The 17,199-nt window shown below is 40.4% G+C and carries 13 protein-coding genes and 3 tRNA genes; 15 read left to right on the top strand and 1 reads right to left on the bottom strand.

The window, feature by feature from the left end; all coding sequences use genetic code 11:
- The first annotated feature begins 69 nt into the window (after positions 1-69).
- The 9 genes from PBAT_RS11415 (at position 70) to PBAT_RS11380 (ending at position 9,367) form a co-directional block, all read left to right on the top strand.
- Positions 70-1,359 carry a dihydroorotase gene (locus tag PBAT_RS11415; RefSeq protein WP_188016965.1) on the top strand — a complete coding sequence of 430 codons (1,290 nt, stop codon included), beginning with the start codon at positions 70-72 and terminating at the stop codon, positions 1,357-1,359.
- Positions 1,360-1,453: 94 nt separating this feature from the next.
- Positions 1,454-2,593: a glutamine-hydrolyzing carbamoyl-phosphate synthase small subunit gene (gene carA, locus PBAT_RS11410; protein ID WP_068649579.1), complete on the top strand. Its 1,140-nt coding sequence runs from the start codon at positions 1,454-1,456 to the stop codon at positions 2,591-2,593.
- Positions 2,586-5,804 carry a carbamoyl-phosphate synthase large subunit gene (gene carB, locus PBAT_RS11405; protein WP_068649577.1) on the top strand — a complete coding sequence of 1,073 codons (3,219 nt, stop codon included), beginning with the start codon at positions 2,586-2,588 and terminating at the stop codon, positions 5,802-5,804. The genes carA and carB overlap by 8 nt, the downstream gene beginning before the upstream one ends.
- Positions 5,805-5,821: 17 nt before the next feature.
- Positions 5,822-6,562 carry an orotidine-5'-phosphate decarboxylase gene (gene pyrF, locus PBAT_RS11400; protein WP_068649575.1) on the top strand — a complete coding sequence of 247 codons (741 nt, stop codon included), beginning with the start codon at positions 5,822-5,824 and terminating at the stop codon, positions 6,560-6,562.
- A complete protein-coding gene (gene pyrE, locus PBAT_RS11395) occupies positions 6,555-7,196 on the top strand; it encodes an orotate phosphoribosyltransferase (RefSeq protein WP_068649573.1) in 642 nt (213 codons plus the stop codon). Before pyrF ends, pyrE begins: the two co-directional genes overlap by 8 nt.
- Before the next feature lie 172 nt (positions 7,197-7,368).
- Positions 7,369-7,533 carry a hypothetical protein gene (locus tag PBAT_RS25600; protein WP_169810110.1) on the top strand — a complete coding sequence of 55 codons (165 nt, stop codon included), beginning with the start codon at positions 7,369-7,371 and terminating at the stop codon, positions 7,531-7,533.
- Between the two features lie 74 nt (positions 7,534-7,607).
- Positions 7,608-7,684: transfer RNA gene (locus tag PBAT_RS11390), tRNA-Met, on the top strand.
- Positions 7,685-7,726: 42 nt separating this feature from the next.
- Positions 7,727-7,800, top strand: a tRNA-Ile gene (locus PBAT_RS11385).
- 109 nt (positions 7,801-7,909) lie between these two features.
- The gene (locus PBAT_RS11380) at positions 7,910-9,367 is read left to right on the top strand and encodes a SulP family inorganic anion transporter (protein ID WP_068649571.1); all 1,458 of its coding nucleotides are present in this window, start codon (positions 7,910-7,912) and stop codon (positions 9,365-9,367) included.
- 71 nt (positions 9,368-9,438) lie between these two features.
- Here the strand turns inward: PBAT_RS11380 and PBAT_RS11375 are convergent, their stop codons facing one another.
- The gene (locus tag PBAT_RS11375) at positions 9,439-10,206 is read right to left on the bottom strand and encodes a VCBS repeat-containing protein (RefSeq protein WP_246168275.1); all 768 of its coding nucleotides are present in this window, start codon (positions 10,204-10,206) and stop codon (positions 9,439-9,441) included.
- A 198-nt stretch (positions 10,207-10,404) separates the two neighbouring features.
- Between PBAT_RS11375 and PBAT_RS11370 the strand changes: the two genes are divergently transcribed.
- From PBAT_RS11370 to PBAT_RS11345, 6 genes are all read left to right on the top strand, one after another.
- On the top strand, positions 10,405-11,415 hold the full coding sequence (locus PBAT_RS11370; RefSeq protein ID WP_068649651.1) for a LacI family DNA-binding transcriptional regulator: 1,011 nt from the start codon (positions 10,405-10,407) through the stop codon (positions 11,413-11,415).
- Between the two features lie 169 nt (positions 11,416-11,584).
- On the top strand, positions 11,585-12,508 hold the full coding sequence (locus PBAT_RS11365; protein ID WP_068649649.1) for an ABC transporter permease: 924 nt from the start codon (positions 11,585-11,587) through the stop codon (positions 12,506-12,508).
- 15 nt (positions 12,509-12,523) lie between these two features.
- On the top strand, positions 12,524-13,411 hold the full coding sequence (locus PBAT_RS11360) for a carbohydrate ABC transporter permease (protein ID WP_068649569.1): 888 nt from the start codon (positions 12,524-12,526) through the stop codon (positions 13,409-13,411).
- A gap of 222 nt (positions 13,412-13,633) precedes the next feature.
- Positions 13,634-15,280 carry a type 2 periplasmic-binding domain-containing protein gene (locus PBAT_RS11355; RefSeq protein WP_068649567.1) on the top strand — a complete coding sequence of 549 codons (1,647 nt, stop codon included), beginning with the start codon at positions 13,634-13,636 and terminating at the stop codon, positions 15,278-15,280.
- A 103-nt stretch (positions 15,281-15,383) separates the two neighbouring features.
- Positions 15,384-16,730, top strand: coding sequence for a glycoside hydrolase family 30 protein (locus PBAT_RS11350; protein WP_068649565.1), 1,347 nt, complete (start codon positions 15,384-15,386; stop codon positions 16,728-16,730).
- Between the two features lie 195 nt (positions 16,731-16,925).
- A tRNA-Leu gene (locus PBAT_RS11345) sits at positions 16,926-17,011 on the top strand.
- Positions 17,012-17,199: the final 188 nt, after the last annotated feature.

Genomic DNA, 17,199 nt, shown 5'->3' with positions numbered 1-17,199 from the left:
ACACAAAAGTGAATTATTATTATACAATAGATTGAAGCCAACGTGCTCAATCAACAAACGGAGGTTATCATGTTAACGATTATTGCAAATGCGAGTGTACTTGATAAGCAGGGGAACTTAGAGAAGAAACATATTCTACTTGAGAACGGCATTATCAAATCACTAGTAGATGGTCAAATGGATCTTGCAGATATTCAACAAGAGGCCTCAGAAATTGTCGATGCAGCTGGTAAATTAGTTACTCCAGGTTTTATAGATATGCATGTGCATTTGCGTGAACCAGGTTATGAGCATAAAGAAACAATCGAAAGTGGAAGTCGTTCGGCTGCAAAAGGTGGATTCACAACGATTGCATGTATGCCAAATACAAGACCGATTACCGACAATCCTGATGTCATTAAGCTAATTCTTGAGAAGGCAAGTGAAGCAGGGCTCGTCAAGGTTCTACCTTATGCAGCGATTACCAAGAATGAGCTTGGACGTGAACTGACAGATTTCGCAGCTTTGAAAGAAGCGGGAGCTATTGGTTTCACAGACGATGGAGTAGGTGTGCAGAATGCACAAATGATGAAGGATGCTATGAAGATTGCAGCAGAACTTCAGATGCCAGTTATTGCACACTGTGAAGATAATTCACTCGTCGTTGGAGCATGTGTTGCAGAAGGTGAATTCGCTACAAAACATGGCTTAAAAGGTATTCCTAATGAATCAGAAGCGATTCATGTCGGCCGCGATATTCTGCTAGCTGAAGCAACAGGTGTGCATTATCATGTATGCCATGTGAGTACAGAACAATCCGTTCGGTTGATTCGTCAAGCGAAGGAAATCGGTATTCGTGTGACTGCAGAAGTATGTCCACATCACCTAGTGCTCTCAGAACAAGATATTCCTGGTCTTGATGCGAATTGGAAAATGAACCCTCCACTTCGTTCGAAACGTGATGTGGAAGCTTGTATCGAAGGGTTACTGGATGGGACGCTTGATATGATTGTTACTGATCATGCTCCACATAGCGTTGAAGAGAAAGCCAAAGGAATGGAGCTTGCTCCGTTTGGGATTGTTGGATTCGAGACGGCATTTCCACTACTCTATACTAAATTCGTAGAGACAGGCTTGTGGGACTTATCCATGCTCGTACAGCGTATGACTGCTGATCCTGCTAAGGTATTCGGTCTAAATACAGGGAACCTTGAAGTGGGAAGTCCGGCTGATCTTACAATGATTGATTTGGACACTGAGAAAGCAGTCAATCCAGAGGAGTTCCTAACCAAAGGACGGAATACTCCTTTTACAGGATGGAAGCTAAAAGGATGGCCAGTTAAGACTTGGGTGGACGGAAACGTTGTTTGGTCAGAATAAGAAGCAGGTACGCTATACCGAGTAATAATTGATTACTTCATTATAGATTAAACAAATATAGATCAAGAGTACATGACAGAGGGAGTGGAAGAGAATGCAGGCAAGATTGTTATTGGAGAACGGTACCCTGTTTACAGGGTTGGCATTTGGTGCTGATGGGGAATCAACAGGTGAGGTAGTATTTAATACAGGAATTACAGGATATCAAGAGGTATTGTCTGATCCATCCTACTGCGGACAAATTGTAACGATGACGCAACCATTGATCGGTAACTACGGAATTACACGTGATGATTTCGAATCTGTTGCTCCATTTATACATGGGTTTGTTGTTCGTCGTCATGAACCAGTTCCAAGTAACTGGCGTGCCGAGTACAGTCTTGATCAGTTGTTGAAAGAACATGGTATCGTTGGTATTAGTGAGATCGACACACGTATGTTAACTCGCATTATTCGCCACCATGGAACGATGAAGGGGATTCTAACGACTTCAGCGGCATCTGTAGAAGAGTTGCAAGAAAGATTAGTGGTTAGCGAAATGATGAGAGATCAAGTTGCTCGCACTTCTACGAAATATACGTATAATAGTCCTGGTTCAAAGGAACGGATCGTACTTGTAGATTTCGGCGCGAAGAGTGGAATTCTACGTGAACTTTCTAATCGTGGATGCGATGTCGTTGTTGTACCACAAGATACAACGGCTGAACAAATCCGTCACTTACGTCCAGATGGCATTCTGTTGTCCAATGGCCCTGGGGACCCGAAAGATGTTCCACACGCAGTATCTATGGTCTCAGAATTGCTCGGGGAGTATCCGATGTTCGGTATTTGCCTTGGACATCAACTGTTCGCTTTAGCATGTGGTGCAGATTCAGAGAGACTGAAATTCGGACACCGCGGTGGAAACCATCCAGTGAAAGAGTTAGCAACCAATCGTTGCTATATTACATCTCAGAATCATGGTTACACAGTAAATGAGGACTCTATCCGAAATACTGATTTAGAAGTAACACATATTAACAACAATGATAAAACCGTTGAAGGTTTGAAACATAAGAATTACCCAGCATTCTCAGTACAATACCATCCAGAAGCAGCACCTGGACCTCAGGATAGCAGCTACTTATTCGATCAATTTCTACAAATGATTGCGGATCACAAAATCAAACACCCTGCTAAACCGCGTCAAGCCGAATTAGCCGCAGCTGTGAAAGGAGCACTACAAAATGCCTAAAAATACTGAATTAAAGAAAATACTAGTTATCGGATCCGGTCCGATCGTTATCGGTCAAGCAGCTGAATTTGACTATGCAGGTACACAAGCATGCCAGGCTTTGAAAGAGGAAGGTATTGAGGTCATCCTAATCAATAGTAACCCTGCTACGATCATGACCGATACGAATATCGCAGATAAAGTATACATTGAACCAATCACTTTGGAGTTTGTAACACAAATCATTCGTCAGGAACGTCCAGATGGACTACTTCCAACGCTAGGTGGACAGACAGGTCTGAACATGGCTGTGGAACTTGCACGTGCAGGAATTCTTGAACAGGAGAATGTGAAGCTGCTTGGAACACAACTTGATTCTATCGAGAAGGCGGAAGATCGTGATCTATTTAGAGATTTAATGCGTGAGCTTGATCAACCCGTGCCAGATAGCGATATTGTGACATCATTAGAAGGAGCGCTCGCGTTCGCTAATGAGGTTGGTTATCCATTGATTGTACGTCCGGCTTATACACTTGGGGGAACAGGTGGAGGAATCTGTGCAACAGAAGAGGAACTTCGTGAGACTGTTGTATCCGGAATTCGTTATAGTCCGATTGGTCAATGTCTTATCGAGAAGAGTATTGCTGGACTCAAGGAAGTTGAGTACGAAGTTATGCGTGACGCAAACGATAACTGTATCGTTGTGTGTAACATGGAGAACTTTGATCCTGTAGGCGTACATACAGGTGACAGTATCGTTGTTGCACCTAGCCAGACGTTGTCAGATCGTGAATATCAAATGCTTAGATCAGCTTCTCTCAAAATAATCCGTGCATTGAATATTGAAGGTGGCTGTAACGTGCAGTATGCACTGGACCCACAAAGTTATCAATATTATGTTATTGAAGTAAATCCTCGTGTAAGTCGTTCATCTGCACTTGCTTCCAAAGCGACAGGTTATCCTATTGCTAAAATGGCAGCTAAGATCGCTATGGGTTACACGCTAGATGAAATTACGAATCCTGTAACAGGACAAACATATGCTTGTTTCGAACCAGCATTAGATTATATCGTAAGTAAAATTCCACGCTGGCCTTTTGATAAATTCATACATGCTAACCGTAAGTTAGGAACGCAAATGAAAGCAACTGGAGAAGTTATGGCTATCGGTCGTACCTTTGAAGAATCCATGCATAAAGCGATCCGTTCACTAGAAATCGGTGTTCACCGTTTCGAACTTAAAGGGGCAGAACTATTAAGTGAAGAGGTTCTTAATGAGCGTCTTGTGAAACCGGATGATGAGCGTATCTTCTTGATTGCTGAGGCTTTCCGTCGCGGGTACACATTACAACAAATTCAAGATCTAACTCAAGTCGATTGGTGGTTCCTTGATAAACTTGAAGGTATCATTAAGTTCGAGACACGTATTCAAGAAGAAGAAACACTTTCTTATGAAATGTTGTATCAAGCGAAGAGACTAGGGTTTACGGATAGATCCATTGCGGAAATTCGCAAACAGAATGTATTAACAAACACTCATACATCTGAGGCAGAAGTGCGTGAATTCAGATTGAATCATAATCTTCGTCCGGTATACAAAATGGTTGATACATGTGCAGCAGAATTTGAAGCTGTGACACCATACTATTACTCGACTTACGAAACAGAAAATGAAGTTATTCAGACCACGAAGGAAAAGATTCTTGTATTAGGATCAGGTCCAATTCGAATTGGACAGGGTATTGAGTTCGATTATTCAACTGTTCATGCGGTATGGGCTATACAGAAGGCTGGCTATGAGGCTGTTATCATTAATAACAACCCAGAAACAGTATCCACTGACTTTAGTATTTCAGATCGCTTGTACTTCGAACCTCTATTCTTCGAAGATGTTATGAATGTTATTGAACAGGAGAAACCAATTGGTGTTATCGTTCAATTCGGAGGCCAGACGGCTATTAATCTAGCAGGTCCTCTAAGTGCACAAGGTGTTAATATCTTGGGTACGAGTCTAGCAAGTATTGATGAAGCGGAAGATCGTAAGAAGTTCGAAGCGCTATTATCCCGTCTTAACATTCCGCAACCAAACGGTAAAACAGTTACTTCTGTTGATGATGCGGTTGAGACGGCTCAAAAAATCGGTTATCCGGTATTGGTACGCCCTTCTTATGTCTTGGGTGGACGTGCAATGGAAATTGTATATTCAGATGAAGAGTTACTTAACTATATGAAATATGCTGTGGAGATTAATCCAGAACATCCAGTACTGATTGATAGCTATATGCTTGGTAAAGAAGTGGAAGTCGATGCTATCTGTGACGGGGAGACAGTCATCATCCCGGGTATCATGGAACATATTGAACGCGCTGGTGTTCACTCAGGGGATTCGATCGCAGTGTATCCTCCGCAACATCTAGCAGATCATCTTAAAGAGAAAATTGTTAACATCACCATTAAGGTAGCCAAAGAGCTTAAGACAATCGGTCTAGTGAATATTCAGTTTGTTATCTACAAAGACGAAGTCTATGTCATTGAAGTTAACCCACGTTCATCACGCACAGTACCTTTCTTGAGTAAAGTAACGACGATCCCGATGGCAAACCTAGCGATGCAAGCGATTCTAGGTAAGAAACTGAAAGATCTTGGTTATCAAGAGGGTCTATGGCCTGAAAGCAAGTATGTATCGGTTAAAGTACCGGTATTCTCCTTTGCTAAACTACGTAGTGTAGATACGACGCTTGGACCTGAGATGAAATCAACAGGTGAAGTTATGGGCCGTGATCTTCAATATGCTAAGGCACTATTCAAAGGATTGATCGGAGCGGGTATGAAAATACCTTCAACGGGTGCAATCATTGCAACAGTCGCTGATAAAGATAAGGCCGAAGCGGTAGAGCTTCTAACTGGATTTAAGAGATTAGGCTATAAAATATATGCAACAGGTGGAACGGCAGAAGCTCTGAATGAAGCGGGTCTTGATGTAACAACCGTTTCAAAGCTGAGTGAAGGAACACCAAATATCCTTGATCTGATCCGTAATGGAGAAGCACAGTTTGTATTTAACACGCTCACCAAGGGTAAAATGCCACAACGTGATGGATTCAGAATTCGCCGTGAAGCTGTAGAGAACGGTATCGTATGTATGACGTCTCTCGATACGGTAAGAGCATTACTCATCATGTTAGATACCATTAATTTCTCATCCCAAGCGATGCCGGCATTTATGGAGTAATTAGGGGGCTAGGGAATATGAATATAGAATATAAGAACATGGCAGGTCGTCTGATCGTAGCGCTGGATTATCCAGATGCTACTCAGGCATCCGACTTAGTGGAACAATTGCAAGGAATACCTTGTTATTTGAAGGTCGGGATGCAGCTCTTTTATGCTGCAGGCCCGGACTTTGTGCGGGATTTAAAGGCTAAGGGTTACTCGGTATTCCTAGATTTGAAAATGCATGATATTCCCAATACCGTTAAGGGTGGTGCAGAGAGTATCACTCGTCTGGGCGTGGATATGTTTAATGTTCATGCTGCAGGTGGTACACAAATGATGCAGGCAGCTTATGAAGGTATGAATAATGCATTAGCTAGCGATACATCATTATCAAAACCTATTATCATTGCTGTTACACAGTTAACAAGTACAAGTCAGTCTGTTTTAAATGAGCAGATTGGTGTACAAGGTAACATTGAAGACGCGGTAGTCAGATATGCGAAGTTAGCTGCTTCAGCTGGTCTTGATGGTGTTGTAGCCTCTGCACAAGAGGTACCTTCGATTGGTGCGGCATGCGGTAGAGACTTTATAACGGTAACACCAGGAATTCGTCCAACGGGCAGTCAGATCGGAGATCAATCTAGAGTATTGACACCAGGAGAAGCTATTCAACAGGGGAGTCACTATATTGTTGTAGGACGTCCGATTACTGCGGCTAGCAACCCAAGAGAAATAGCAGAACAGATAATTGAGGAGATGATGAACGTTGAGTAAATTGACAGAAATTCCAGGAGCCATTGCAAGTTATTTGCTTCAAATTGAAGCGGTAGCTTTAAGTCCGAAACAACCTTTTACCTGGACATCAGGTATAAAGTCACCTATTTACTGTGACAATCGCTTAACGATGTCATATCCAGAAGTTCGTGAATATATCGCTGAGTCGTTTGCAGCTGTTATTCGTGAGACTTATCCAGATGCTGAAGTTATAGCTGGTACAGCAACAGCAGGTATCCCACATGCTGCTTGGGTAGCACAGAAGTTAAATTTACCTATGGCATACATTCGTGACAAGGCTAAGGGGCATGGTAAACAGAATCAGATCGAAGGTCTGATTAAGCCTGGTCAGAAAGTCGTTGTCATTGAGGATTTGATCTCTACTGGAGGAAGTTCACTGAAGGCTGCATTAGCTGTTAAGGAAGCAGGGGGACAGCCTCTAGCTGTTCTTGCAATATTTAGTTATCAGTTGGACAAGGCAGTCAATGCATTTGCAGAGGCTGGTATTCCGCTTCAGAGCTTATCTAACTATGGTACATTGATGGAAGTGGCTCTTGAACAGGGGAAGATTGAATCAAGTGATATGGCGTCTTTGAAGGCATGGAGAGAAGATCCTTCAGCCTTCGGAGTATAAATATTATTATTCATTACAATTATGGCAGTAGAACTTGTTCTCCTCATATGAGGTGGCAAGTTCTTTTTGTTCGTCGTATGTGTTCATTATACTAGAAGGTGTATGCTTCCAGATGAAGTAGGTAATAATACCTTCGTCATCATTTATAGCTCATGGAAGAGAGGGAAGTGCAATGAAGTGGGTGTACTTTGGCAAACTTTATAGAAGTGAATTTCAAGCGGGCAGTCTTGCGAAAAGACTAGAGCAGGATGGATGGATTTATGGTTATAAAGAACCTCATTCAGTAGAAATTTTCCGTTCTCGTAAAGGGCGATATGGCGTCCGATTTATTCCTTGAATAAAAAAGCTTGACGTGAGGGCAGTAAGTGTTGTATATTATATCTTGTCGCTGTTAAAAAAATATTTTACTGACGCGGGGTGGAGCAGCCCGGTAGCTCGTCGGGCTCATAACCCGAAGGCCGCAGGTTCAAATCCTGCCCCCGCAACCAATTAAACTGCCATTATTCAAATGTGGTTTACATAATTATTTAGGGCCCTTAGCTCAGTTGGTTAGAGCGGTCGGCTCATAACCGATTGGTCGGGGGTTCGAGTCCCTCAGGGCCCACTTCAAAAAAACCCTTGTGCATCAAGGGTTTTTTTATTTGTCTAAATATGAACAAAAGTTAAATATAATGGAAGTTATACTTTTAACATAGATCTGGGAGGACACAAATTTGGAAAGTTTACAATTGAATAGATCTACTTGGCTTGGTAATACTCGACGCGATATATTATCGGGAATGACGGTTGCTTTGGCGCTGATTCCGGAATCAATTGCGTTCTCAATTATTGCAGGTGTGAGTCCCATGGTAGGTCTGTATGCTTCGTTCTGTATGGCTGTTATTATTTCGATTGTGGGTGGAAGACCTGCTATGATCTCGGCAGCTACGGGTGCAATGGCTCTACTCATGGTGACGTTGGTCAAAGAGCATGGAATAGAGTATTTGTTTGCTGCAACGATACTTACAGGCATCATACAATATGTCATGGGCATATTAAAAATAGGACAATTGATTAGCTTCATACCGCATTCAGTCATGAATGGTTTCGTGAATGCGTTAGCGATTCTTGTGTTTATAGCTCAATGGACACAATTCAAAGGTCAGTCATGGGTGATGTATGCAATGGTAGCTCTGACACTTGCTATTATTTATGTTCTCCCTCTATTCACAAATGCTATCCCTTCAGCGCTAGTTGCTATTATCGTGGTTTCCATAATTTCCATTACGATGGGGCTGAACATTAATACAGTAGGGGATATGGGGGCCATTACGAGTACATTGCCATTTCTACACATTCCACAAGTGTTATTCTCAATCGATACTTTACTTATCATCTTGCCGTATTCCTTCTCATTAGCCGTTGTAGGGATACTTGAATCGCTATTAACCGCAACAGTTTTAGATGAGATGACCAATACGGGGAGCGATAAGAATAAAGAAGTTAGAGGGCAGGGTATTGCTAATGTTGTAAATGGATTCTTCGGAGGGATGGCGGGGTGTGCTATGATAGGACAATCTGTCATTAACGTTAGATCAGGTGGTAGAAAACGCTTATCAACATTAGTATCGGGTGTATTCTTATTATTTCTTATCATTGTTCTGGGACCTATCGTTACAAAGATTCCAATGGCTGCACTTGTTGGAGTGATGATCATGGTTTGTATAGGTACTTTTAATTGGGATTCAATAAGAGAGCTAAATCAGATTCCCCGTACGGACGCTTTGGTTATGATCATAACGGTAATTATTGTGGTCTGGACACATAATCTTTCTTATGGTGTTATAGCGGGCGTGTTGTTGAGTGCTCTATTCTTCGCTTGGAAGATGGGAAAGATCAGGTCGGAAGAATGGATCGGACAAGATGGGCATAAAGAATATAAGGTAAGAGGACAGATGTTCTTTGGAACGACGACTCACTTTATCGGTTTATTTAACTATGTTAGTGATCCTGATAACATTAAGATTGATTTCAGTAATTCACAGATATGGGATCAATCAGCTGTAGCAGGGATATTGAAAGTAATTGCTAAATATGAGCAGTTAGGTAAGAAAGTCAAAATCGTGGGTCTGAATAAGGAAAGTCAGATCATTATAGATAAAATGGGCTTGCCCGTAACAATAGACTATTAAAACAAAGAGAAAATGAGGAACCTTGGAATTAAGGTTCCTCATTTCTTATTATTGGATGAGTTTATGATTTCTTACGAGGGTTGAATGGGAGCGCCGTAGACTGCAAACCATTGATTCATTAGCGACCATCCATTGTTCTGCCATTTCAGAACATTCTGAACATATCCAAATCTGTCCGCATGATACAGTCCGCTTACGCCTTGAAATGCCATTAACTCATAAACCCCGTCTTGGTCGAAATCAACTGGATATAGGCCGCTGAGTGGGTCTACCCACCCCTCAATAGGCGCCTTCAACGTCCCATCAGGGTTATAGATCTCATCCAAATAGGCTTTACCACGAGAAGTGATGTCTAGCGTATATACTTGTTCAGTATTGCTGTTGGTTAATTGCAGTCGATAGCCATCTAAATAGGATACGTTATACTTCCAATAGTCATTATATACGTCGGAACTGAACAGGAGTTGTGGTTTTCCTTGAACAAAGCTATACAAATAATCAAACGTAGTGGCTCCTGATCCTCCACTGTCGATCGTTACTAATATATCTGCAGTCCCGTCCCCTGTAAAGTCTCCTAGAAACAGACGTGGATTATACCCGGAGTTCTCGTGTAGCTTAATGCGATAAAAGTTGGAGGTGGCACCATCTTTGATGGCGAGGGATATCCCAGTAATATAAGGACTATCATTATCTTGTTTATACCCTGTTAGCCATACTTGATCAGGGATACGATCACCAGTTACATCCGCACTTGCATGATCGATAATCAGTTCTTTGTTGACTGTATGTTCTGATCGACTTATATAATTGGGGAGGGTGACATACGTATGTTGGTTCATGAAATCTTCTCCTTCGAAATAGGTAGTTACCCATACTTTATGATTTGATAAGTCATTACGTGATGTATTTAATAATTAATCTGATGTTTCTTTTAAGAAGGATATATAAAACATAAATTGAAAAGGCATTGTATTAAAAACGTTTTTATGTTATTTTTAATTTATGAAAACGTATTCATTAGCAAAGGACTACTAAATATGACAAAAATAACAATTAAAGATGTGGCTAGAGCAGCAGGTGTCTCCATTTCTACGGTCTCTAACGCATTAAATGACGTGGATGTATTGAGCCCAGTGACAAAATCACATGTTCTGAAGGTTGCAAAACAATTAAATTACGTTCCAAATTTAAACGGCAAGCAGTTAAGGTCCGGTAAAACCAAAATGCTAGGTTTTTTCACAACCAGTGTATCGGGTCCATATTTTTATAAGCTAGTTGAATCCATGTCACGTGAGTGTGATCGATTAGGTTATGGACTGAATGTATTTATTACGAAAGATAGACAGGTCATTATGAGTAATATTCTAGGTCGGCGTGTAGATGGCGCAATTATATACGAAGAGCTGAGAATAGATGAAGAAGACATTAGTGCCATGCAACAGGAGAAGATTAAGGCCGTTTTCCTAGATAGGGTCCTTCAGAATGAAACCATGGGGAGTGTGATATTTGATTCCTATGTGGCTAGTTACGAAGCAACCAAGTATTTAATAAGTTTGGGACACAAGAAAATCGTCTATATATCTGGTGTAGATACGATGTTTGATAGTGTGGAGCGCAAAGAAGGATACCTAGCAGCACTGCGTCATTATCAGCTTCCGATAAATGAAGATTATATTATACAAGGTTATTTTGAGGAAGAGAGTACCTATAATGCTGTGAAATCCTTTCTACACTTACATCCTGACAAAGTACCTGATGCTTTCTTAGCAGGAAATGATTTGAGTGCAATTGGATGTATTCAGGCTTTAAAAACACATGGTTATGAAGTACCACTCGATATTAGCGTTATGGGGTTTGATGATATAGATATCGCCCAGTATTATACACCACCACTAACTACTGTGAGAAATCAAATCGCTAAACAGGGTATTCAAGCGATTAATCACTTGGTTCGCTTGATTCAAAAGAAAGAACAAGGTACTGTTCATAAATTGACGAGTGAACTTGTTGTGCGAGGTTCGAGTCATGTGAAGATTTATTCTAAATGATGATTATACATGATACCGTTCTTTTAATGATATTGATGCTGGAGGCGATTTTTCACATAAAATAAAAACGTTTTTATATTTTTGTGATTACGAATTGGGAGGAGAAAATAACGTGGATAATAAATTAGTCGTAGCACCAGCTGTGCGGCCGTTAAATGGAAAAAAACCGATGAAGCAAAGGATCAAAGAGTTCTTAGTTGATTTTAAGAGACAATGGGAAATTCAGTCCATGGTCATTCCGGGAATTATTTTTATGATTATCTTTTGTTTTATCCCCATCTATGGATTGCTGATTGCTTTTAAAAATTATACGGTCATTGATACGTTAGAATCTGCTCCATGGGTTGGGTTAGATAATTTCAGAATTATTTTATCTGACAAATATTTTTGGGATGCCGTAGTGAATACGCTAGGGATTAGCTTTCTGAAATTAGGGATTGGATTTATAATTCCAATTATTTTAGCGATTATGATTTACGAATTAAACGGAGGACGCTTCAAGAAATTTGTTCAAACTATTTCTTATTTGCCTCATTTCTTGTCGTGGATCGTTTTGGGAGGCATGTTGATTACTTGGTTCTCGACCACAGGATTGTTTAACGAGTTACTGCTGAGTTTAGGAGTGATTTCGAAACCACAAAATATTTTGTTAGATGCAGGAAAGTATTGGTGGATAGCAACGTTATCTGATATCTGGAAAGAAGTAGGTTGGGGAACTATTTTGTATCTAGCCATTATGTCGAAAATTGATCCTACATATTATGAAGCAGCTAAGATTGACGGCGCAAGTCGGATTAGACAAATTTGGAATATTACCATTCCCAACATGAAGTCGATTATCAGTTTAAATTTGATTCTTACTGTAAGCGGTTTATTGGGATCGAATTTGGATCAAACCTTGGTCTTAATGAATTCTCAAAACCGTGTCAAAGCAGAAGTAATAAATTCATATGTGTATCGCATGGGGATGACACAAGGTGACTTCTCTTATGCTACCGCAGTTGGTTTAGGTGTTTCCATTGTTTCTGTCATTCTGCTGGTTACTGCTAATAAAGTGTCCAGTAAATTAAATGATAATCAATCAGTTCTATAGAAGGGGGCATTTGCCGTGAATCGGAAGGTGGCTAAAGAAGATATCGATAGTCGAGTCTTTGATACCTTGAATATTATTATGCTGTTTATCTTTATGGTAATTATTATTGTCCCTGTGTGGAATGTAATCATTTCTTCCTTTAGCTCAGGTAAGGCACTAGCAGAAGGCGGATTTATATTCTGGCCTAAGGAGTTTTCACTTGAAAACTATCGTGCGGTGTTTCGTGACGAAACGATTTGGCAGTCATTCTTTATCTCGATTTCCAAAACTCTCATCGGAGTGATTACCCATGTGTTTTTCTGCGCAATGGTTGGGTACGGTTTGAGCAAGAAATACATACGTGGTCGTAAGCTATATATCTCAATGGGAGTTATCACGATGTTTTTCTCCGGTGGAATGATTCCGACCTATTTATTAATCAAATCCATGGGTCTATTAGATAGCTTTTGGGTTTATATTATTCCGGCCCTTTACAGCTTTTATGATGTTGTTATTCTAATGAATTTCTTCAGGAATGTACCAGATTCACTTGAAGAGTCAGCTAAAATAGACGGCGCAGGTGATTGGCGTGTGTTCCTAAAGATATTCATTCCTCTCTCCATGCCGGCTATGGCGACAATCGCGTTATTCAACGGTGTTGGGCAATGGAATGATTTCATGACAACTAAATTATATATCACAGATCAAGCCCTCTATCCTCTACAGATGAAATTGTATGAAATTATCGTACAGTCGCAAACGCAATCCATGCAAAATATCGGGGGATCAGCAATTATTGAAACAACGACTAAAGGGGTTCAATTAGCAACGATTGTCATTACCACTTTGCCGATTGTTGTGATTTATCCAATACTTCAGAGATACTTTATCTCAGGCATGATGCTAGGGGCGGTGAAAGAGTAGGATCGAAGTGAAAGTAAGGGTGAAGTTGCCAAGAGAATCTCATTTGTGAAAGCGATTTAATTAGCTAACAAGACTTAAGAATCCGCTTTCGAAGATAGTTTTGTACGAAGAAATATCAAGAAGTATAAGCTAACAAAACTTAAGTAACCGCTTTCGAAGTTATTTTTGTACGAAGAAATATCAAGAAGTATAGGCTAACAAAACTTTTAGGGGGAAAGAAAAATGAATAAACTAAATAAATCATTCGGGAATAAAGGACTCAAACTTTGTACTGCGCTAATGGCCGTCGTATTGATTGCTACGGGTTGTGGCTCGAGCGGCGATTCAAATAAATCGAGTAAGGAATTGAGCTCTGTGGATGGTCGCTATACTGTTGATGCAGCAACGCCAGCATGGAAGCTAGACAAAAAGGAAGAGACGACAGATTTGACATGGTATGTAAATGCGGATTGGTGGAACAAAGATTTCGGTAAGGATGTCGTTACCAAGAAAATTAAAGAAGATTTAAACATCAATATTAAATTCCTTACAGGGGATGATACGAAATTAAATACCATATTCGCTGGTGGCGATATGCCGGACTTATTAACTATATTTGATTCGAACTCTCCGGTGGTGCAAAAAGCCGCTAATTGGGCGCTACCTTTAAATGATCTAGCGGATAAGTATGATCCTTATTTCAACGAAGTTGCAGCTAAAGATACTATGAATTGGTTCCAGTTAGCGGACGGAAAAACATACGGTTACCCTAACTATTCTAATACCCAAAATGATTTCGATAGTGGTAACATTCCTGCTAAAACAGCATTTGTCATTCGTAAGGATGTTTACGAGGGTATTGGAAAACCAAGCTTTGGAACACCAGAAGAATTCAAGAGCGTCATGCAACAAATCAAGAAACAGTTCCCGGAAATGATTCCTTTTGGTTTTAACTCTATTGGTTCAGGAACAGGTTCATTAGGGGATGTCCTTCAGGACTTTATCGGTGTACCGATGGAAACAAAAGATGGTGGATTCTATAACCGTAATCTGGATGAGGATTATCTTACTTGGATGAGAACGTTAAACGAAGTCTACAGAGATGGGAATATTAGTGATGACAGCTTTGCCGATGATGGTACAGCATTTGAAGAAAAAGTGAAATCAGGTAAATATGCTACTATGCTGCTCGATGGAACACCTCAACAAAGTGGTCATTTACAAATATTCATGACTGAAAATCCAGGTAAGGAATATATCGCTATTGATGGACCTCAAAGCACAGTGGGAAATCAACCGACATTGAATCAGTCAGGTATTACAGGCTGGATGATCAGCTACGTTACTAAAAAGGCTAAGGACCCTGCGAAAGCTATTCAATTATTCACTTATTTATTAAGTGATGAAGGTCAAAGACTAATGAATTACGGTATAGAGGGTGAAACCTATAAAGTAAATGATAGCGGTAAGATTGAATTCTTGCCTGCCATCAAAGATCTTCAATTAAATAATGCAGATAAATTTAAAAAAGATTACCGGATGGGCGAATTTATGTTCTTCGGACATGATCGTGATAAAGCTTTGAGTAATGATGCATTCGCGGAGTCTATTAAACAAATGCAAGAGTGGGGCAAAGGGAAGCTTACACCACACTTTATTCTTGAGAATATTAACCCTGCTCAAGGAACCCCTGAAGCAAGAGGTCTAACTGCAATTGATACGACTTGGAATACAACTCTAGTAAGTATGATCCGCGCTAAGAATGTTGCATCATTTGATAGTACATTAGAAGCATATAAAGCATTTTTGAATGATAATAGCTGGGATAAAATCGTAGAAATTCGCACAGAGAAAATGAAGAAGAATAAAGAAAAGTTAGATATTAAATAAGTTGGATTGTTGAAGGGGCCCCTATAACACAGGGGCCCCCAAAATCATAAATGTTCAAGATGCCGCAAGATAGATTATTTATAGAAACATGGAGGGGAACAACATGTTAGAACTAAAGATTTTTCAGTCCAAAGGGGAAAATGAATTGTTCGTAGAGCAATCTCTGCAACAATTAACTCCGATTACTTCAGATGAGGCGGTAACTACTGTAACGCTTGATGAGAATCAAACATTTCAGGTAATGGATGGTTTTGGGGCATCGTTTACAGATTCATCCGCATATTTGATTAACCAAGTACTCGATAATGAACAGAGAACGGAAGTAATGATCAAGCTGTTTCATCCGCAAGATGGAATAGGTCTATCTGTATTAAGAAACCCAATGGGAGCATCTGATTATGCGAGAGATATTTATAGCTATGACGATATGCCTGAACTGGAAATCGATACGGAATTAACCCACTTTACGATCTCACATGATGAGGTGGATATTATACCTTTATTACAAAAAGCTCTGGAAATAAATCCTGAGATAAAGCTGATGGCTTCGCCTTGGAGCGCACCTGGTTGGATGAAGACGAGCGGATCGATGATTGCCGGAGAATTAAAAAGAGAATATTACCAGGTTTATGCCGATTATTTTGTTCGATACATACAAGCTTTTGAAAGACATGGGCTACTTACGTATGCTGTAACTCCGCAAAATGAGCCTCTGTATGAACCAAAGCACTACCCAAGTATGTTGATGCTACCGGAGTCTCAGATGGTATTTATTAAAGATTATCTAAAACCTAGTTTTGTGAAGCATAATATGGATACAAAAATTCTTTGCTACGATCACAACTGGGATCGTCCAGATTATCCACTAACGGTGCTAGAGCACGCAAAAGATGAAGTAGACGGTGTGGCATGGCATTGGTATGGGGGAGATGCTTCAGCCCAATCGGAGGTTCTGGAGGCTTTTGCTGATAAAGAAGTGCATTTTACTGAGGGCTCCGGTGGAGAATGGATTCCTCCTTTTGAACAAGCCTTCTCGAACGTGATGAGAACAGGGATTGATATTCTCAGAAATCATAGTAAATCTTTTGTGTTATGGAATATGGCTTTAGATGAAAAGATTGGTCCAACAGTACCGGGCTTTGGTACTAGCACTTGTCGGGGAATTGTGACTGTCAACCAGGAGACACGGGAACTTAACTATACATTGGACTATTATGCTTTGGCGCATTTCAGCAAGTTTATACGCCCCAATTCCTTACGTATTGACTCTTCATCAAGCTGTGAGATCATTCGTTCAGTTGCCTTTAGGAATACGGATGATTCGTTCGCGGTAGTCTTGTTCAACGATAGTGAAGAAGCTAAGAACGTTGCTGTGAAATTGCAAGGAGAAGAACTGTTAACTTTCCGATTAGCGTCTAAGGGTGCCATATCTATTAAGATAAATAATTAGAATTAGGAAAGCTTAGTAGGTGGTAGAGAGCGATTCTGCGTAGTATATAGATTCACTATCACACCACGCAGAATTCTTTACTGTTACATTATTTAATAAAAAAAGCTTGACTCTATTCGGATACCTGCGTATAATCAATCAGGCAGGACTTTAGTAACTGCAAATGACGCTAATAAAGATTTAGCGAAACATTATGCCGGGGTGGCGGAACAGGCAGACGCACAGGACTTAAAATCCTGCGGTAGGTGACTACCGTACGGGTTCGACCCCCGTCCTCGGCATCATAGAAACAATAGCAAGAGCCCAACGTTCATAAAACGTTGGGCTCTTGCTATATACGCTTGTAATCGTCGAAATTCGAACGTGAAAACAAGGAATTCTGCAGTGTAAATGTTAAGGATTTAGAATATTCGCAAAGCGCCTTACCGTTCGCGGTATATATTAAAGTAAACGGCTGCGCCTATCCTCA

The sequence above is a fragment of the Paenibacillus antarcticus genome, from assembly GCF_001637225.1.
Lineage (GTDB): Bacteria > Bacillota > Bacilli > Paenibacillales > Paenibacillaceae > Paenibacillus_AQ > Paenibacillus_AQ antarcticus.
The sequence above is the reverse complement of the archived record's forward strand: the minus strand, read 5'-3'. Positions and strand labels throughout refer to the sequence as shown.